Genomic DNA, 18,569 nt, shown 5'->3' with positions numbered 1-18,569 from the left:
CTGTAATTATTTTCTGAATTTAGTCCTAAAATTATACGAGAAAAAAGAAAATTTAAGTTTCTTTTAACTTTATAAGTTACAATTCAATTACAAAAAAATAAAAGGAGAAAATATGAAAAAAATATTAATGGCATTATTAGTTTTAAGTTTATCATTTGTGGAAAGTTATGCCCAAAAACATATAGTTTTATGTGCAGGAGCTGGGCTTATAAAGCCAATGAATGAAATTATAAAAAAATTTGAAAATAAAAATAATATTTCTATTGATGTTCATTATGGTGGTGCAGGAGAAATTTTTCCAACTTTACAAATAAGAGGATGTGATGTATTTGTACCAGGGGCTGCTTTTTATATAAGAAAAGGAGTAAAAAAAAGTCTTTTAGATAGAAATAGTGTAAAAATAATAGCAAAGCATATTCCAGCTTTTATTGTCCAAAAAGGGAACCCAAAAGAGATACATTCTCTTAATGATTTATCAAAATCAAATTTAAAAATTGCAATCGGTAATCCAAAATCAATACCAATTGGAAAAGTTGCAGTAAAGATGTTAGAAAAAAATAAAAATTTTGAAAGTGTAAAAAAAAATATAATAGTTTATGCTGGAACAGTAGATCAGTTATTTATTTATATGGCTATGAATCAAGTAGATGTTGCTATTATATGGAAAGATATGTCTACTTGGACACAAAAAAAAGGGAAATTTGACATCATAGATATTCCTAAAGATGAAAATATAATTAAAACAATAGAAACTGCAGTTGGAACAATGAGTAAAAATAAAAAAGCTGCATTTATGTTTAATAAATATTTAGTATCTGATGAAGCAAAAAAAATTTGGAAGAAATGGGGATTTAAACTATGAAAATTTTTTCTTTTAAATTTTTTAGTATTTTTATCTCATTATTAATTACTTTATTGCTTTTTATTACAATTTTAAGTTTGTTTTTTGTACCAAGTATTAAAGATGTAGCTGAAGCATTATCTTCTGATGAAATGATTTATTCTATAAAATTATCTTTATTTACAGCATCTTTAGCTAGTTTTTTAGTATTGTTTTTTTCTATTCCTATTGCTTATGCCTTATCAAGATATGATTTTTTTGGTAAATCTATTTTAAAAACTATTATAAATTTGCCAATGGCTTTTCCTGAATTGGTTTTAGGTTTAGCTTTACTCTTACTTTTTAGTAAAACTTTTGTTGGAACTTTTTTTGATGAATTAGGAATACAAATTGTTTTTTCAAAAACAGGCATTGTAGTAGCGCAATTTTTTACAGCTTTACCTTATGGAATTAGAATTCTCTATTCATCTTTTCAAGCTATTGATAGACGATATGAATTTGTTTCAAGAAGTCTTGGATATGGAGAGTTTGAAACATTTAAAAATGTAACAGTTCCTCTTGCAAGAAATGGAATCTATGCATCAACTATAATTACCTTTGCAAGATCAATGGGTGCTTTTGGAGCTGTTCTTATCTTAGCTGGTGGCTCTTATATGAAAACAGAAATACTTCCTATAACACTGTTTTTGAATATTTCTTATGGAAATTTAGGTATGGCTATTACAAGTGGAATTGTACTTATTGTTATTTCATTTATTGCTATACTATTTTTTGAATATATGGAGGGTAAAAAAAATGTTTTTGGAGATTAAAGATATAAATATAACTTTAGGAAAATTTTATCTTAAAAATATTGATTTAAATATTGAAAAAGGTGAATATGTTACAATAATAGGGCCAAGTGGAAGTGGAAAGTCTATTTTACTTGAAACAATTGCTGGATTTTATAAACCTGAAAAAGGTGAAATTTATTTAAATAATGAAAATATTACTAATAAATCTATTGAATCAAGACATATTAGCATTGTCTATCAAGATTATATGCTTTTTCCTCATATGACTGTATATGAGAATATAATGTATGGATTAAAAAAATATAATAAAAATAAAATTCAAAACGATAAAGATATTAACGAAATAAGTAAACTTTTAAAAATAGATCATTTATTACAAAGAAAGCCTTTAACATTAAGTGGTGGAGAGATGCAAAGAGCTAGCATAGCAAGAGCCTTGATTGTAAAGCCTAAGCTTCTTCTAATGGACGAAGCTTTTAGTGCTCTTGATTATAAAATTAAAAAAGAAATGAGAAAGTTGCTTAGAGATGTTGCTAAAAAATATCAAATAACAGTTTTACATGTAACACATGATTTTGATGATGTTTGGGCATTAGCAGATAAAACAGTACTACTAAAATTTGGAAAAATATTACAAGTAGGAACTCCCGAAGAAATATTTTCCCAACCAAAAAATGAGTGTGTGGCTGATTTTGTTGGAACAAATATTTTAAATGGAAAAGTAATTGGAAAAGAAAAAAATTTAACTGTTTTAGGAATAAATAATTTTAAATTATATTCTACTGATACAGCAAATATAGGTGATGATGTTAGAATTACAGTGCGTCCTGAAAATATAACAGTTGCTGTAAACTATGAGGAAGATTCAGCTCAAAATTGTATAAATGGAAAGATAGAAAAAATAGAAAAAAGAGATTATTTAATGGATTTAAAAGTAAATGTTAATGGAGTAAAATTTATAGTAATTATTACTTCAAACGCATATGAAAAATTAAATTTAGATATAGGCTCAGATATATATTTGATTATTAAAGCGCTAAATATTAATTTATTATAATTGAAAATATATTCTTATTTTTTTGAAATGAGAAAACTTTAATAAATTAGATATAAATTTTATTAAATTCCACAATTTCCACTACATCCTTCACTTTCTCCAATTGGCATAGTTCTTGTAAGCCCACAATCTGTAAACGAATCGAGCGCTTCTTCTATTGTTCCTTGAAATTTAACAGGATGAACTCCACTTTTTGTAATATTTTCTGCGTCAAATCCATCAAGATGAGAACTAACTAAAATATCTGCATATTTTACAGCATTCATATAGCTTTCTTCTGTTTGAGTGTTTTTATCTGTATCAATCAATAAAATTTTACCTGAGCTAAATTCTCCCACATTTTTATCATCATTTGTTGTAATTGCCATTATCATTTTATTTTAATCCTTTTTTATATAATATAACATAAAAAATTAAGAAATAGAAGAAAATTATATTAAAATAGATATTTCAAAGAAAATTCATAATTAGTATAATCTTTTTTACCTTTTATTTTTGCTATATTAGCTGAAATAGTTAAGTTTTGATTGAAAAAAATATTGTGTTTTAGAGTATATTTATTATAAACTTTATTATTTCCTATAAATAATGGTTGATAAGAAAGAAAAGTTTTCATATTAAAAATTTCATATATCATACCATCAATTTTAGGATTAAAAAATAGGTGAGTTTGGTCTTAGGTATTGTATCCAACTTCATCATTTAGCATAAAAAATAGATTAATATCTTTAGCAATTAAAAAATCTATTCCAACTCCAGCATCAAGTTTAAAAGTGTTTTTATAGTCAAAAGATTTTGTATAATCTTTTTTTATGGACAACTTCAAATTGATAAGATAAATCATTTGTTAAAGTATCATATGGAATATAAGATTTCATACCATATAAAGTAAGATCATTTAATTTTATATTTGAATTATTTGCTAAAATAGATAAATATCCTATTTTCAATTCATTTTTCCCAAAATATTATTGATTATCATTATTAAGAAAATAAGATACTCCTAAAAATGATAATTTCATATAATTATTATTATTATTATTATTTATTCTTGCATAGCCCAATTCAAATTGTCTTTCAGGTGGTATTTTATTTGGAGATTTATAATGATAAATATCAAAAATTTTATCACTTTTTTCTATTTTACTTTTTATATTTTCATCAATTTTTTTTTATTATAAAGTAAATTAGTATAAACAGATAATAATTTTAATGAATAAAAATCTAAATTATTTATATTTTTCTATTTTTTATTATTTACTATATTTTTAACTCTGTTTATATTGTTTTGATTACTATTTTCTTCAATCATTTTTACTAACCATTCATCACTAGGAATTAGTGTAGCTTTTTGAAATAGATTATGTTTGTATAAATATTTTACTGTAGAATAGTAATCTTTCATTACCAAAAATGAGTAAAATTTCCAAAGGTATTAGTGAAAATAAACTTGATAATATTAAAAGTTGGTATATGAGTGAAGGAAATACAAGTGAAGTAAACGATAAGATAATTTCCTATATGGATAAGCTTGAAATTGTAAAACTTATGCGAGCTAATAAAGATATAAATCATACTTCAAGTGATGGACAAAAATATAATATTGCACAAAATCTTGATTCCACTAATGCGGGGTATTCTTTTAAATATTTTGGAATAGATAAAGGTGTTGTAGCTTACACATTTATTGATGAATCACACAGACTTTTTCATTCTCAAGTAATCAATGTAAATGAGAGAGAATCTGGATATGTAATTGATTTATCACAAAAAAATTACAGCAATCATCAAATGAGAATGAAAAAGAAGAAATTCTTAATGCACTTAAAAATAGTTTAATTATTTATTGGAATTTTATTAATTTTTATGGAGAATATGATTTCACTCGTTCATCAAAAAAAATTCATCGTTTAATTACCTTAGATGAGACAAAAGGGTTTATGAATGATATGAGTCAAAAAATTTTAAGTTTTTGGATTGTAGCGGATTATAGAAGCCTATTATTTTCAAATATATTAATTAAGCTATTTTTAAGTTTATATGGTAGAAAATTCCCAATTATTGATTTGTACCCTTTATCTGACTACTTATTAAAAATTATCCTGGTAACCCATCCTTTCTTGGTTGAAGTAACCATTTATAATAACGCCAAATATAAATTATAAAAGGTGATATCCAAATAAAAGTAGATACAAGATAAATAGTTAGTCTATAATTAGGATAAAAAGCAGCTGAAGTTCTAAGAATTGCAGCAATTACTATTAAACCCACACTAAAACATATCCAAAAATCTCTTTTCTTTGCAATATCTCTTCCTGTATGCACAATTGTAATTACCACCATTACAATATAAAAAGCAAGTGTCCACGCACCAGCTGTAAGCATATGAATAAGATCTCCGTTAAATAGCTTTAATCCACTAAGATAATTATAACCAATTAGAGCATAACCAATTGCAATAAGTATAGGAAGTAACTCCAAAGAAATTATAAGTTTTTTAAAAAGAATATTTGTTTCTTCATAATTGATAAAATCATTTAAAATAGCAAGTGATGCACAAGCGGTTCCTAATGCAACCCATCCTAAAGCTCTATTTTGAGGAAAGAAAAATTCAAGTGTTGTAAAAAGAGCAATCATAAAAATAGTCAAATTATAAGCAGGAGGACAAGCAAAAAATACTTCTTCATAGCCCCTTCATGTTCTAAAATTTCATTAATTGTCTCTGTATTTACACGACGAATAGCAAGTACAATCAATACCATAAAAACTCCAAGAGCTATTTTTAATACTTCCCAAGGTGCAATTGAAACAATCCCTGCAACACTAAGAAAAAACCAAATTTGAACTATTTGAACAGCTACAAAGGCATAAGCAATACTAACATTTCTTTTAGCAGGATCTTTAAAAATAGGTTTTGCAATTAAAACAGTAAGCCACGCAAAAAGTACAATATTAATAATTGCAGCAGGATATACACTTATGATACTCATTGTCCAAAATGTTACTCTACCTAAAATCCAAAGTCCAAATAAATTTCTCAGAGTTTTACCTACAATTGGCACTGTTCCTGGATAAAGTTCTGGTGTGCCGGTTAATGCAAATGCTGCCATTCCTAAAAACCCAACGCCAAAAAGCATCTCATAAATATGCCAACTAATACCATCTTGGATAAATCCAAGTGTTATATATCCATTGTAATATAATACCCATAATACGATAGAAATAATCATATAAAGAGGCATCAATAAAAATGCTGGTCTAAATCCATATGCTAAATAAGAAGGAATATCTCCTTTTGGATAAGATTCGTAATGTTTAGTTGCTACCATTATTTTAACTCCAATTCAAATGTTTTAATAATATAAGGGTCTTGTAAAAGTTTTGTTGTTTTACTATAAATATAACTATCATCTCTTTTACTTTGTGGAATATTAAATGTAAAAGTTTTGATTATTCTTCCTGGGTCAGGTTCAAGTACAAGAATCTTATCACTAAGACGCACTGCTTCCATAATATCGTGAGTAATAAAAAAGATAGTAGTCTTTTTTTGTTTTGCCAATTCTATAACATGATTTTGTAATTCTTCTTTTAATCCAATATCCAAAGCAGAAAATGGTTCATCAAGAAAAAGAAGTTCTGGTTTTGTTACCAATGCCCTCGCAAAAGAAATTCGTTGACTCATTCCACCACTAAGTTCTTTTGGAAATTTATCAAAATCTTCCTCTTCTAAGCCAAATTTTAAAGCAATTTCTTTAGCTCTTTTTAGTTGTTCTTTTTTAGGAATTCTTTGAGCTTTAAGTCCAAAGGCAATATTGTTTATAACATTTTTCCATGGTAAAAGACATGGATCTTGAAAGGCAATTGATTGAGTTTTAAAACTATTTTCAATTTTTCCTTTTTGTCTATCTAAAAGATTTGCACAAAGCCTTAAAAGTGTTGTTTTTCCTCCTCCACTCGGTCCTACAATAGAAACTACCTCACCTTTATTAACTTCAAAACTTATATCTTCAAGAATCGTTTTATATTCAAAAGAAAAGGTTAAATTTTCTACTTTTAATCTCGCCATTTTTCTACCTCTCTTTTTATAGGCTCAAGAAAGATATATTCCATAATCATCAAAAATCCTATTATAATAACAACTAAAGCAAATATTGTGTTAGTATCAAGCTGACTCCTTGCCATTGCAAGTTCGGCACCAATTCCATCACTTGTAGCTAAAAGTTCTGCCATAATTACAACTTTCCAAGCTATTCCTAATGCACTTACCCAAGCTGGAAAAATGTAAGAAAAAATATGAGGAAGATATATATCAGTAAATTTCATCCATTTAGGAACTTTAAAAGTATCTGCCATTTCATTAAATTTGTTTTCAAGTGTTTTAGTACCTTGCAAAGCTCCTATAAAAACAATTGGCATAGATGCAACAAAAACCGTAAATTCTACTGTCATATCACCCATACCAAACCAAATCATAGCAAGCACAATCCATACAATTGGAGGCATTCCCATTAAAATAGTGATAATTGGACGGATAGTAATTGAAGCAGTTATAAAAAAACCAGCTAATAATCCTAATATAGTTCCAATTAAAAGAGAAAAACTAAATCCAATAATTACACGATTTATAGTAATTAATAAATTTTGTAAAAATTCTTTATCTTTAAATAAATCAAGCACTGTTTGAAAACTATTTAATGGTGATGGTAAGATCATATTTCCATAAAACTGACTTTCCATATCCCAAACTGCAATAAAAAGCAAAATAGAAGCAATTGACCCCCATCCACTCCACAAAAATTTTGGAAAATCTTTGATAATTTTTTTAAGTGCATTAATCAATAATAAAATTCTTTATCAGGAAGTTTCCCTCCAATTATTTTAGGATTTTCTGATTTTAGTTGATTAAAAAATAATTTCAAATCATTTTTAGCATCTTTTGCACGCACAACATTCATTTTTACATTAGTTATTGAATCTTCTATGGCTTCAGGAGTAAACATTTTTATATATTTTACAATCATTTTAGCTGATTCTTTTGGATGGGCTTTACACCAAATCGTTGCATTTTCATAAGCTTTTTCAAACTTCTCTACAACTTTTTTATTATTACGCATTTTCCCCACAACCGCCATCCCGGCTTGTGGTATTTTCGACTCTGTTTTAAAGGTTCTTTCCCACTCTTTTTGTATATCAATACCACGATAAAGCTCATGTGCTTTTCTAAGCACCATTGAAACAACAGGTTCACCCAACAGGGCATTATTCTGACGTCTTAATATAAGCTGATGAACCGCATCTATAGGATTTGAAACATAAATAAGATTAATATCTTTTTTAGTTAGTCCCTCTTTTTTCATAATACTTCTAATTACAATATCCGGCATATCTCCTCTCCAAGGAATAACAAGTGATTTTCCTTTAAGTTTATTAAGAGAATTAATTTCTTTATTTCTAACTAAAACATATAAAAGTCCCCATATAGAAACATTTAATAGTTTAATAGGCTGTTTTTTATTGTATAGTATTGCCCCTACATTAGTCGGAACTGCTACAAAATCCACCTCTTTATTAATAATCATTGCTCTTAGCTGGTCAGGATTTTTCCATAATTTAAATTCGATTTTTTTAGCGATATTTTTAAGAGCGCCACTTTCTATAATTCTAAATATTGGATAAGAAATATTTGTAGCTGGTCCAGCTATAACTATTTTGTCCAGTTTCTCTGCTGATAAAATAGTTAAAAGTATAGATAATATTAATAATATTTTTTTCATAGTGAATCTCCTACTTCTTTATTCAAAAGGGTATTTATTACATTAGCAGTGTTTATATTAAGATTATAAAGCTCTTTTATTAGTTTATCTGGAATTGTCATTACACTATCTTTTATTTTTATTCGCATTTTCATCCTTTTTTATTATTAAAAATAATATTATAACCCAAATTGCTAGTTGAATAACAAATTTTGTTGTTTATTCTCAAGTTTTAAAAAACACTCAAAGCTAGCCTCTTAACAATATTTTACTATTTGATATTTTAGCTCTACTATCATCTTTTATTCCCATTATTTTTAAATATTCATCGATTAAATAAAAAAATGTTATAATTCTATGCTCCATAAAAACCTCCACAGTCTTTTTATGGAGCATTATATATTAAATTAAACTTTTTTTCTAACTAGCAATTTGGATTATTATAAATAATTATACCACAATATTATATAAATTTGAGATGTTTTTAGATATTTTTGAGATTTTTAAGCGAGAATGTGCATTATATTAAGATAAAAATTGTTTAGTTTTATTGTTGATTTAAATGTTTTATTGTTGTAAAATTCTTGAAATATAGTAAAAGAATTTAAAATGACAGAAAAAAATGAAGATCAAATTGCTGAAAAAGCAAATATTATAGGTAAAGGTGTTATTAAAATATTAGATTTTCTTAGATTAACATCTGGTACAAGTTTAATAATTGTTGATGAATTTTGGTTTATCTATGGGCTTACAAGATATATTATGTCTGCTTTTAATCCAAGAATTGGATTTTGTCAGAAATAGAGCTTGGCTTAATTATTGTTAGAATAGGAGTTTTAATAAGAGTAGTTAAAAATTTAAATTTAGAAACACAATCTAATTTAGATTCTGAAAAAATAAATAATCATTAAAGAATAAAAAAGGAGAAATAAAAAATGAAATTTATAACAGTAGCAGGGCCACCGTCTTCTGGAAAAACATTAGCGTTGATTCAACTAATTAAACTTTTAAAAAAAGATAATATAAAAGTTGCAATAGGTAAAATTGATTGTCATCAAACAACAGATGGAAAGCTTTTTAAAGAAAAATTAGATATTCCTGTAGTTGTTGGAATTAGTGATTATGTTTGTCCTGATCATTATGGTGCAGTAAATGCAGAAGAAATATTTGAATTTGGTGTTTCTCATAATGCAGATATAACTATTGTAGAAACAGCTGGTTTATGTCATAGATGTGCACCTGCTATTAAAGATTGTATGGCTATTGCAGTTGTTGATTGTGTTAGCGGTATTGATACGCCTAGAAAAATAGGTCCTATGCTTACAACAGCAGATGTTGTTGTAATCACAAAAGGAGATATGGTTTCTCAAGCAGAAAGAGAAGTTTTTAGAAGTAATGTTTTGGAAGCTAATCCACATGCAAAAGCAATTGAGCTAAATGGTTTAACAGGAATGGGTGCATTAAATCTTAAAAGATTAGTCTTAAATGCAAAATCAACTCAATCACTTAATGGTATGGAACTTAGACACGATATGCCCTCAGCAGTATGTTCATATTGCGAAGGTGAGACGAGACTTGGTGCCGATTATCAAATGGGTAATGTTATAAAAATGGATATAGAGGAAGTAGTATGAAAATAGAAGAGATAAAAATCATATCTGGTGTAGATAAAAATGGAAATAAAGAAGCTGTAGAAGAATTGGTAATCAAAAAGGGTGATATTATTATTTTGGCAGGACCTACTGGGTCTGGGAAAAGCTTATTATTATCTGACGTTGAACAGTTGGCAAATGGAGATTCACCATCAGGGCGAAAAGTACTTGTAAATGGAGAAAAGATAGATCCTTTGGGAATACAGATAACAGCTTCTTTATCCCAGAATATGCACTTTATAATGGATTTGGATGTGGGTAGTTTTATAAAATTGCATGCAAAAAGTAGAAAAATTGAAGATAAAAATATTGTAGAAAAAATACTAGAGATGGCAAATAGTTTAGCAGGTGAACCTCTAGCAGCTTCATCAAATCTGACATCTTTAAGCGGTGGACAATCAAGAGCCTTGATGATAGCAGATACGGCACTTATTAGCAATGCTCCTATTGTTTTGGTTGATGAGATTGAAAATGCAGGAATTAATAAAACAAAAGGGATTGAGATATTAGCAGCTGAGGGTAAAATGGTTTTAATGGCTTCACATGATCCAAGCTTAATTATAACAGCAAAGCAAAGAGTTATTATGAAAAATGGTTCAATGTCTAAACTTATAGTATCAGATAAAATTGAAAGAGAACATCTAAAATATTTTAAAAAGATAGATAGAATTCTTGAAACTTTTAGAGAAAATTTAAGACACGGTGGCAAATTAGATGAAAAAACACTTGAAATATTAGAAAATGAGATAGGAGTATAAAATGAGTAAAAATAAGATATATATATCGGCGCCTATGAATGTATATAGAAATATATTTACAGAATTGAAAAAAATTTGTCCAAATTCAGAAGTATGTAACTATCATTCTAATGAGTTGATATATTTAAAAAACATAAAAGAGGGAAAAATGGATGAAGTTCCTGATATGCTGATTTCTACGTGTCCCGAAATATTATGGGAGAGAGATTATTTAAATGATTCAAATCTTTTTGATAATGAGTATAGATATGACATAAATACTAATTTAGAATCAAAAAAACTTTTGGATGATAAATGGGTTTTAAAACCTATTTATGTAATGCCAATCGTTATATTTTACAACAAAGATATGAAAAATCCTCCACAAGCTTGGAATGATCTGTTAGAGCCTAGATTTAAAGGAAAAATCATTACAACAAATGTAGCATCATTTCCAGCTATTCTTTTTAAACAATTTTATAAACACACTTTAGGGCAAAAAGGTGAAGATTTTGTTGAAAATGATGTTGAATATTTAGGATCTCCAATAGATGTAAATAAAGCAGTTTCTAGCAAACAATATGATATTGGAATTATATCTTTGCCTTTTGCTATGTTTTCAAGAAATAATAGCACAGCAATATCTTGGCCAAAAGAAGGAGCACTTCATCTTACACAAGTAATGATAATGAAAAAAGGGTATAGTGAAGAAACTAAAAAAGCAGCCGATTTTTTAGTATCACAAAAAGCTCAAGAAATATTTAGTAAAAATGCCAGTTTTGTCCCTGTGGTGCCAAATGTTGAAATTCCAAAATATTATAAAGAGAACAATACAACTCTATTTTGGAAAGATTGGGATGATTTTATAGCTATGGCTAAAAAATAGAGCTCATCAAATTAACTGTGTAAATACAAACCATAGACTAAAACCTTAAATATATTTTACTAAAAAATATCCTGGAAATAAATAACAAGCTGAGGATAAATTTCCGACCAATCCCTGATTCTATTGCTTTTCCATTTTTCCAGCACCTCCTGTGTTGAAGTAAAAAGGACTTTAAAAGCCGCTTCTTTTGAAGGGAATGAGCCTTTGTTTTTCTTTGGTTCTAAATGTATAATTGTATCGAATTGGATATGAACATTAAAATCAGCTTAATTATTGTTATGATTTTTACTTAACATAATGTATATTCTCTTTAAAATATATTTTTCTACTTAACACTCTTCTTGTATTTTATTTATAGCTGAATCATCATAAGGATCAGCATGAATATTTATTACCCATATTTTGTCACTATTTATATTTCTTATTTTTCCTTCAACTTGTTCTATTATTGTATGTGCCATTTTAAGTTTCATATCTGGTGTCATTACTAAATGAATATCTACAAAATTTCTATTTCCTGCTTGGCGAGTTCTTAAACAATGATAATCTAAAACTAATGTTTGTTTTTTTATGATAGTTTTTATTTTTTCAACCGTTTGAAAATCTAAACTAATATCAAGTAAATTTAGAAATCCTTCTTTTACAAGGTCTAATGCTTCTTTGAAAATATAAATAGCTATAAAGATTGAAACTATAAAGTCAATTTGATAATAACCAGTTAATTTAACAGCTATTAAAACTAAGATAATTGCAATATTTGAAACTAAGTCTGTTTTATAATGCAAGGCATCTGATTTAATAACTAAAGAATTAGTTCTTTTAGCTACATAATTTAAAAACAGAACTAAAAAAAATGTAGCTGTTACAGATAAAATCATAATATAAAAGGCTAAATCAATTTTAGTAATTGTAGAATGGTGTAAAAATTTATTAATTGCTGTATATATGATAAATCCAGCACTTCCTATAATTAAAAGTCCTTCAAAAAGGGCTGCCATCCCTTCTATTTTACCTTTTCCATAATTAAATTTTTCATCTGCCCTGCTTTCACTTAAACGAACAGCTATCATATTGAAAATACTTACAAACATATCCAAAATAGAATCAACTGCACTTGCAATCACGGCTACACTTCCTGTCATAAATCCAACGATAATTTTTGTAATAGCTAAGAAAAAAGCTACACTGCTGGACGCAATTGTTGCAATTCTTGGTAGTTTTCTTTTCATTACATCATATCCGATACATCTCTATTTAAAAGAAGTTCAAGAAATACAGTTGCATAACTTCCTTTTGGTAAAAAGAAATTCAAATTGTAATGCCACTCTTTTTCATTATATTTACCTTCTATATCTTCAGGAAAAATCCAAGCATATCTTCTATCACCATCTCTTCCAGGAATATAATTAGCATATTTTTCTTCTATAATCCCAGCGTATTTAGATGCTCTTTTTACTTTTTTACCATTTAATAATCCAGTTGGAGCTATATCTTTTTTCTCAAATCTTTCTATTTCATCTAAATTTAATTCAAAATCTCTTCCGTGAGGGTAATGTCTCATCAAATCGCCTTGAAGAAGTTTAAATGGATGTTTTTGTTTTTTGATAAAATCAATCACATCTTTAGGAAACTCTTTAGAAAGTTCTTTGGGAGTAAATTCTTCAAAAATATTAGATAAATTAATTCTTTCTGTTAGCCATTTGTTGAAAAGCTCACTTTGATAAGCATTTACAAGAAGTTTAGCTATTTTTTTATTTTTAATTACCAAATTTCCATCTATTAAATCTTTACCCTGCTTTGCTGAATTATCTTTTCCAAATCTCTGAAAACCAAAATAATTAGGAATCCCATATTTTTTAAAAGATTTTAATATTTTGTCCATTTTTTTAGCATCTGTTGGATTTACTTTTTTTAGTCTTAAAAAAAATCTATTTCCTTTTAAGTGTCCTATTTGTAGTTTATTTTTATGTATATGTTTTTCTAAAATTTTAATTTTTGGATGTCTTATTTTTTCAACTTCTTTTGTAAATATTTTAGGAATTGAGATATATTGTATAGTTAATCCATATTTATCTTTAAGCCCTGCATAACCGATATCTCTTGATTTAGCTCCAGTTCTTTCTGATAAAATTTTTATTAAATCATAAGTTGTTAAATCTTTTTTTCTAACTTTTAAAATTAGCCATTCTCCATTATTTGAAAATTCATATAATGCTTTTTCTTCTACTAAGAAGTTTTCACTGTTTTTATTGAATAATGGGGATTCTATTGGTGAGTGTTTGTAAATATTGTTTAACATAGTTTTATTTCCTTATACTTTCCGGAATTAATTTTTCAACCCCGTCTTTAAAATTAACTAAAAACATAGGAAATTCCTCATCTACTTTAGCTAAATCAACATATGTATTTATGAATGTATTTACATCTATTTCTTTTTTATTCATTCCATAAGAAAAAAGTAGAAACATCTCTTTAATTTTGGGATTATCTACTAAAACTGACATATCTTGAGCTACTTGAAGTGCTTCTTCTGTTAAATTTTGAGACCACAGTCCAAGCATATTATCAAACAAAAATAGAGTTGCATATAACTCCTCTTCTTCAGCCATTATTATACTTTCTTGATCAGTAATTTTTTTATTAAAAATTTCTATTGATTTATTAAATCCTTCTTGAAAATTTTCTTCTGCTTTTTGTGTATCTTGATTTGCTAAGGCACTTTTAAACTCTATATATTTTTCTTTTATCATTTTTATCCTTTTATATATCTATATTTTCTAAAGCTTTATATACTTCAAAAGCTTGTTTATGCTCAGCCACATCATGTGCTCGTATAATTGTAGCCCCATTTTTAACCGATTCTAAATGAAGAGCTAAAGTTCCAGGAAGCCTTTTTTCTACGGGAGTTGGAATAATTTTGTCTATCATACTTTTTCTACTAGCCCCTACTAAAAGTTCATATCCAAATCTTTTGAAATGTTCTAAATGTTTAATAAGAGTTAAATTATCTTCCAATCTTTTACCAAATCCTATTCCAATATCCAAAATTATATCTTCAATATTATGTTTAAGAGCTGTTTCTATTCTTTTTTGAAAATATGTATCTACTTCTAAAATTACATTTTTATAATATGGATTATTTTGCATATTTTCAGGGATTCCTTTTATATGCATTATACACACCCCAGCATTATACTGCCCTACTACCTTTGCAACTTCTTCGTTTGCTAGGCCTGTTATATCATTTGCTATATTAAATCCGTGATTTAATGCAAAATCAATCACTTTTGGCTCAAAACTATCTATTGAAAACGAAACTTTTTGATATAAATTTCTTTTATAAATTTCTTCTATAATTGGTTTTACTCTTTTAAGTTCTTCTTCAATTCCCGGATAAATACTTCCAGGACGAGAAGAAACCCCTCCAATATCAATTATATCAGCACCTTCTTCTATCATTTTTTCTATTTTATCAACTGCTGATTCACCTTTGAATCTACTACCACTAAAAAAGCTATCATCATTTGCATTAATTACACCCATAAGTTTTAATGGAAATTTTTTTTCTTGTTTAAATTCAGATAAAATTTTTGCTAATAATTTTAATTTAAATGGTTGAGATTTTTCTTTATTTGATAAAATTTCTAATTGTTTTGTATTGCATATCAAAATTGCATCATGATATTGCACAGAACAATCCACTCCTCCATGAGGTACAATGAGTTCTGCACCTATACTTAAAGCATCTTGTTTTAGAATATTACTTGCACCACAATATATGTTTTTTAAGTAAAAAAAATGAAGTTTTGACTTTTTTTTCATAATAGTAATTCCAGCAGAATCAACATTTAATTTATTCATAGATTTAACAATATCTATCTCATTTGAAAGTTTGTAAATTTGCATTTAAATTCCTTATTGAAAGTAATAAAAGTGAAATAATAGCTTGTCTATCTGTATTTAAATCAACTAGTTTTATAGCCAATTCGAAATTTTCTAATAATTCTTCATCAGGATTTTGAATATTTTTGAAAAGTTCATATATAAAACTTTTAAGTTCTTGTTTATCAAGTGATTTTTTTAAAGTTTCATATATATCTTTTGTAGTTAATCTATTTATATTTAAATTAAATTCTACTTTTGGTAATGGATAATTTACAGTTTCTATACTTATCCTACTTCTAATAGTGTCAAGTAAAGCATATTTTGAAGTTGTTAAAATAATAAAGTTAACTTTATCTGGGGTTTCTTCCAATATTTTAAGTAAAGCATTTTGAGATTCAATCCTAAAATTAATAGCTTTAATTAAAATATATTTATCTTGCCCAGTAGTTTGATAAGCTTCTTCTTTTATTGATTTTACAAGCTCAAGCTTTAAATCAATATCTTCAAAAATATAAAGGTTTTCATATTTAGAAGCAATTTCTTCTTTTGCTTTTTCAATATCATTAGATATATAAATTATATTCAAAGCTTAATTTCTCCAAATATACTTGAAGTTATTGTTTTGTTAAATAGTTTTAAAAGAGTCATAAGTTTACTGTCTAATTTATCATCATAACTTTTAATATAAAAACTATTTCTAATTTCACTATCCATAAGCCAGACGAAAGAATCTTCTTTTCTTTTTACTAAATTATAAATATTACTTTCTTCTTTACCAATATACCAATATTTATAGTTACCATTAAATGTAATATCAAGCATATCTTCTATCATATCAAGATATTCTATTTTATCAGTTTTGTGAGAATATGGAATAAAAGATATTAGAGGATATACTGGCACAAATGGACGATTATTAGAAACATTATTAATGTTATTGATAATATAATGACTAAACCAATCTCTTTGTCTATCTGTTATAACTAGAAATGGAGTCCCTTGCATAAGCTCCGTAATTGCATCATCGCATAAAGGTACCCATTCTAACACTCTTTCATCAAGCCAACTATCAAAACTCTTATCGCTTTTAATAGTTTCTTTTGTCCATTCAAGTAGATTCAATTATTTGTCCAAGCCATAAGTTTCGTGAAGAGTTCTAACTGCCAATTCACCATATTTTTCATTAACTACCATTGAAATTTTAATCTCACTTGTAGAAATCATTTGTATATTTATATTTTCTTTTGCCATAGTATCAAAAGCTTTAGAAGCAACTCCACTATGTGATTTCATACCAACGCCAACAATACTTACTTTTGCAATATTTTCATCATAAGTAATTTCATCACTTCTATTTTCAAAATCTTTCATAACTTCTTTTGTAAATTCAAGTTCTGTCCCAGGAACTGTAAAAGTTACATTTGCTTTATTATCATATCCTACATTTTGTATTATCATATCTATATTTATATTTTTATTGGCTAATTTATTAAAAAGTTCTGCATTAATTCCAGGCTTATCTTTAAGTCCAAATATAGTTACTCTCACTTGATTTTTGTCAAGTGCAATTCCACTTACCAATACTTTTTCCATAACATTTTCCTCTTTTGTAATTAAAGTTCCATTATTATCTTCATCTTTGAATGATGATTTTACTAAAATATCTACATTCAGTTTTTTTGCAAGTTCAACTGAGCGACTTTGCATAACTTTTGCACCCATACTTGCAAGTTCTAGCATTTCATCATAACTAATTTTATCTAGTCTTTTTGCCTTTGGTTCAATTCTTGGATCAGTTGTATAAATACCATCAACATCTGTATAAATTTCACAAACATCAGCTTTTAATGCTCCGGCAATAGCTACTGCAGTTAAATCACTTCCACCTCTTCCAAGTGTTGTAACATCTCCATTTTCATTAATACCTTGAAAACCAGCCACTACAATTATTTTACCTTTTTTAATCTCTTTTTGCATAGGAATTGGATTGATTGAGGAAATTCTTGCTTTTGTATGATTTGAATCAGTTTTAATTCCTGCTTGTCTTCCTGTCATTGCAATAGCTTTATAACCCATCTCTTGAAGAGCTATACTCAAAAGTGCGGAAGTTACTCTCTCTCCCGAACTTACTAATAAATCTAGTTCTCTTTGAGGAGGTCTTTTACTAAAATGACAAGCATAATCAATCAATTTATTAGTTTCACCACTCATAGCTGAGACTATTACAACTACATCATTACCCTCATCAGCTGTTTTGGCAACTTTATTAGCTACATTTTGGATTCTATCTAAATCACCTACACTTGTTCCACCATATTTCTGAACTACCAGCATTATATATATCCTTGTTCTCTAAAATATTTTAACACCCCTTTATAAACAGGTCTTTTAAAATTATTTATATATTTATAAAAATCTCTCATTTTAACAAATTGATATGCTTTGAATTCCGGTAGTTCTGTATTTAAATTAATGTTTGCATTTGGCTTAAGTTTTACCAAAAAATATTTTTGTCTTTGCCCACAATAAGGTTGCATTTTTTCCGCTACTTTTGGAGGAAAATCATAACTTACCCAATTTGGAATTGTCGCTAGTACTTCAATATCGTTAGTTCCTATTTCTTCTTTTAATTCTCTAAGAAGGGCTTCTCTTGGAGTTTCTCCTTTATCTATTCCACCTTGAGGAAGTTGCCAAACATTATCTAAATCAACTCTGTTTGCGATTAAAACTTCTACACTTTCAGGATATTTTGGAGAAAGAATTATAGCGGCTACATTAGGTCTGTAAATTTTTTTAGCCATTTTCTTCCTTTTTTAATGAAATTATAACAAAAATTGAAGGAGAAAAAAGGGAAAGAAGAATTAAATCTTAAATTTATTAATCTCTTGATTTAATTTATCAGATATTGTTTCTAATTTAGTGGAAATATTATTAAGCTCACTACTTACTTTATCTGTGATTTTT

General features: G+C 27.1%; 26 protein-coding genes. 8 read left to right on the top strand and 18 right to left on the bottom strand.

Features of this window, described 5'->3' with window-relative positions:
- Positions 1–112: 112 nt before the first annotated feature.
- From modA to ACZ5OA_RS04785, 3 genes are read left to right on the top strand one after another with little or no spacing between them, the layout of a single operon-like run.
- Positions 113–862: a molybdate ABC transporter substrate-binding protein gene (modA, locus tag ACZ5OA_RS04795; RefSeq protein ID WP_464906742.1), complete on the top strand. Its 750-nt coding sequence runs from the start codon at positions 113–115 to the stop codon at positions 860–862.
- Positions 859–1,653, top strand: coding sequence for an ABC transporter permease (locus ACZ5OA_RS04790; protein WP_464906741.1), 795 nt, complete (start codon positions 859–861; stop codon positions 1,651–1,653). Before modA ends, ACZ5OA_RS04790 begins: the two co-directional genes overlap by 4 nt.
- Entirely contained in the window at positions 1,637–2,692 is a 1,056-nt protein-coding gene (locus tag ACZ5OA_RS04785) for an ATP-binding cassette domain-containing protein (RefSeq protein WP_464906740.1), read from the top strand. Before ACZ5OA_RS04790 ends, ACZ5OA_RS04785 begins: the two co-directional genes overlap by 17 nt.
- Before the next feature lie 62 nt (positions 2,693–2,754).
- Here the strand turns inward: ACZ5OA_RS04785 and ACZ5OA_RS04780 are convergent, their stop codons facing one another.
- The 4 genes from ACZ5OA_RS04780 to ACZ5OA_RS04765 form a co-directional block, all read right to left on the bottom strand.
- On the bottom strand, positions 2,755–3,066 hold the full coding sequence (locus ACZ5OA_RS04780) for a hypothetical protein (RefSeq protein WP_464906739.1): 312 nt from the start codon (positions 3,064–3,066) through the stop codon (positions 2,755–2,757).
- 62 nt (positions 3,067–3,128) lie between these two features.
- Positions 3,129–3,329, bottom strand: coding sequence for a hypothetical protein (locus tag ACZ5OA_RS04775; RefSeq protein ID WP_464906738.1), 201 nt, complete (start codon positions 3,327–3,329; stop codon positions 3,129–3,131).
- Positions 3,330–3,477: 148 nt separating this feature from the next.
- Positions 3,478–3,642: a hypothetical protein gene (locus ACZ5OA_RS04770; RefSeq protein WP_464906737.1), complete on the bottom strand. Its 165-nt coding sequence runs from the start codon at positions 3,640–3,642 to the stop codon at positions 3,478–3,480.
- 293 nt (positions 3,643–3,935) lie between these two features.
- Positions 3,936–4,097 carry a hypothetical protein gene (locus ACZ5OA_RS04765; RefSeq protein ID WP_464906736.1) on the bottom strand — a complete coding sequence of 54 codons (162 nt, stop codon included), beginning with the start codon at positions 4,095–4,097 and terminating at the stop codon, positions 3,936–3,938.
- An 8-nt stretch (positions 4,098–4,105) separates the two neighbouring features.
- Here ACZ5OA_RS04765 and ACZ5OA_RS04760 point away from each other — a divergent pair, with 8 nt between their 5' ends.
- The gene (locus ACZ5OA_RS04760; protein ID WP_464906735.1) at positions 4,106–4,531 is read left to right on the top strand and encodes a Tn3 family transposase; all 426 of its coding nucleotides are present in this window, start codon (positions 4,106–4,108) and stop codon (positions 4,529–4,531) included.
- Positions 4,532–4,789: 258 nt separating this feature from the next.
- Here ACZ5OA_RS04760 and ACZ5OA_RS04755 read toward each other — a convergent pair whose 3' ends face one another.
- From ACZ5OA_RS04755 to ACZ5OA_RS04730, 6 genes are read right to left on the bottom strand one after another with little or no spacing between them, the layout of a single operon-like run.
- On the bottom strand, positions 4,790–5,329 hold the full coding sequence (locus ACZ5OA_RS04755; RefSeq protein WP_464906734.1) for an NnrS family protein: 540 nt from the start codon (positions 5,327–5,329) through the stop codon (positions 4,790–4,792).
- A gap of 8 nt (positions 5,330–5,337) precedes the next feature.
- Complete coding sequence (locus ACZ5OA_RS04750) at positions 5,338–6,021, bottom strand: NnrS family protein (protein WP_464906733.1); 684 nt, start codon at positions 6,019–6,021, stop codon at positions 5,338–5,340.
- A complete protein-coding gene (locus ACZ5OA_RS04745) occupies positions 6,021–6,758 on the bottom strand; it encodes an ABC transporter ATP-binding protein (RefSeq protein WP_464906732.1) in 738 nt (245 codons plus the stop codon). The genes ACZ5OA_RS04750 and ACZ5OA_RS04745 overlap by 1 nt, the downstream gene beginning before the upstream one ends.
- A complete protein-coding gene (locus ACZ5OA_RS04740; protein ID WP_464908325.1) occupies positions 6,746–7,528 on the bottom strand; it encodes an ABC transporter permease in 783 nt (260 codons plus the stop codon). The genes ACZ5OA_RS04745 and ACZ5OA_RS04740 overlap by 13 nt, the downstream gene beginning before the upstream one ends.
- Positions 7,528–8,466 (bottom strand): ABC transporter substrate-binding protein, encoded by a 939-nt coding sequence (locus tag ACZ5OA_RS04735; RefSeq protein WP_464906731.1) that lies wholly within the window; start codon positions 8,464–8,466, stop codon positions 7,528–7,530. The genes ACZ5OA_RS04740 and ACZ5OA_RS04735 overlap by 1 nt, the downstream gene beginning before the upstream one ends.
- Positions 8,463–8,594: a hypothetical protein gene (locus ACZ5OA_RS04730; protein WP_464906730.1), complete on the bottom strand. Its 132-nt coding sequence runs from the start codon at positions 8,592–8,594 to the stop codon at positions 8,463–8,465. The genes ACZ5OA_RS04735 and ACZ5OA_RS04730 overlap by 4 nt, the downstream gene beginning before the upstream one ends.
- 460 nt (positions 8,595–9,054) lie before the next feature.
- Between ACZ5OA_RS04730 and ACZ5OA_RS04725 the strand changes: the two genes are divergently transcribed.
- The 4 genes from ACZ5OA_RS04725 to ACZ5OA_RS04710 all read left to right on the top strand — a co-directional run bounded on the left by ACZ5OA_RS04725 (position 9,055) and on the right by ACZ5OA_RS04710 (position 11,720).
- Positions 9,055–9,249 carry a hypothetical protein gene (locus ACZ5OA_RS04725; RefSeq protein ID WP_464906729.1) on the top strand — a complete coding sequence of 65 codons (195 nt, stop codon included), beginning with the start codon at positions 9,055–9,057 and terminating at the stop codon, positions 9,247–9,249.
- 131 nt (positions 9,250–9,380) lie between these two features.
- Positions 9,381–10,079 (top strand): GTP-binding protein, encoded by a 699-nt coding sequence (locus tag ACZ5OA_RS04720; protein WP_464906728.1) that lies wholly within the window; start codon positions 9,381–9,383, stop codon positions 10,077–10,079.
- Entirely contained in the window at positions 10,076–10,855 is a 780-nt protein-coding gene (locus ACZ5OA_RS04715) for an ATP-binding cassette domain-containing protein (protein WP_464906727.1), read from the top strand. The genes ACZ5OA_RS04720 and ACZ5OA_RS04715 overlap by 4 nt, the downstream gene beginning before the upstream one ends.
- Position 10,856: 1 nt before the next feature.
- On the top strand, positions 10,857–11,720 hold the full coding sequence (locus tag ACZ5OA_RS04710; protein ID WP_464906726.1) for an ABC transporter substrate-binding protein: 864 nt from the start codon (positions 10,857–10,859) through the stop codon (positions 11,718–11,720).
- A gap of 329 nt (positions 11,721–12,049) precedes the next feature.
- Here the strand turns inward: ACZ5OA_RS04710 and ACZ5OA_RS04705 are convergent, their stop codons facing one another.
- From ACZ5OA_RS04705 to ACZ5OA_RS04670, 8 genes are read right to left on the bottom strand one after another with little or no spacing between them, the layout of a single operon-like run.
- Positions 12,050–12,949 carry a cation diffusion facilitator family transporter gene (locus ACZ5OA_RS04705; protein ID WP_464906725.1) on the bottom strand — a complete coding sequence of 300 codons (900 nt, stop codon included), beginning with the start codon at positions 12,947–12,949 and terminating at the stop codon, positions 12,050–12,052.
- Complete coding sequence (locus ACZ5OA_RS04700) at positions 12,949–14,019, bottom strand: tRNA pseudouridine(13) synthase TruD (protein WP_464906724.1); 1,071 nt, start codon at positions 14,017–14,019, stop codon at positions 12,949–12,951. The genes ACZ5OA_RS04705 and ACZ5OA_RS04700 overlap by 1 nt, the downstream gene beginning before the upstream one ends.
- A 4-nt stretch (positions 14,020–14,023) precedes the next feature.
- Positions 14,024–14,470 carry a DNA polymerase III subunit alpha gene (locus ACZ5OA_RS04695; protein ID WP_464906723.1) on the bottom strand — a complete coding sequence of 149 codons (447 nt, stop codon included), beginning with the start codon at positions 14,468–14,470 and terminating at the stop codon, positions 14,024–14,026.
- Positions 14,471–14,480: 10 nt separating this feature from the next.
- On the bottom strand, positions 14,481–15,626 hold the full coding sequence (gene folP / locus ACZ5OA_RS04690) for a dihydropteroate synthase (RefSeq protein ID WP_464906722.1): 1,146 nt from the start codon (positions 15,624–15,626) through the stop codon (positions 14,481–14,483).
- Positions 15,601–16,191 (bottom strand): DNA polymerase III subunit delta', encoded by a 591-nt coding sequence (locus ACZ5OA_RS04685; protein ID WP_464906721.1) that lies wholly within the window; start codon positions 16,189–16,191, stop codon positions 15,601–15,603. Before ACZ5OA_RS04685 ends, folP begins: the two co-directional genes overlap by 26 nt.
- Complete coding sequence (locus ACZ5OA_RS04680; RefSeq protein ID WP_464906720.1) at positions 16,188–16,727, bottom strand: HobA family DNA replication regulator; 540 nt, start codon at positions 16,725–16,727, stop codon at positions 16,188–16,190. The genes ACZ5OA_RS04685 and ACZ5OA_RS04680 overlap by 4 nt, the downstream gene beginning before the upstream one ends.
- Positions 16,728–17,939, bottom strand: coding sequence for an aspartate kinase (locus ACZ5OA_RS04675; RefSeq protein WP_464906719.1), 1,212 nt, complete (start codon positions 17,937–17,939; stop codon positions 16,728–16,730). It abuts the gene before it with no gap.
- Complete coding sequence (locus tag ACZ5OA_RS04670; RefSeq protein WP_464906718.1) at positions 17,939–18,406, bottom strand: RNA pyrophosphohydrolase; 468 nt, start codon at positions 18,404–18,406, stop codon at positions 17,939–17,941. Before ACZ5OA_RS04670 ends, ACZ5OA_RS04675 begins: the two co-directional genes overlap by 1 nt.
- Positions 18,407–18,569 lie beyond the last annotated feature (163 nt).

It is taken from the genome of Thioreductor micantisoli (assembly GCF_055392745.1).
This window is presented reverse-complemented; position numbering and strand designations above follow the sequence as displayed.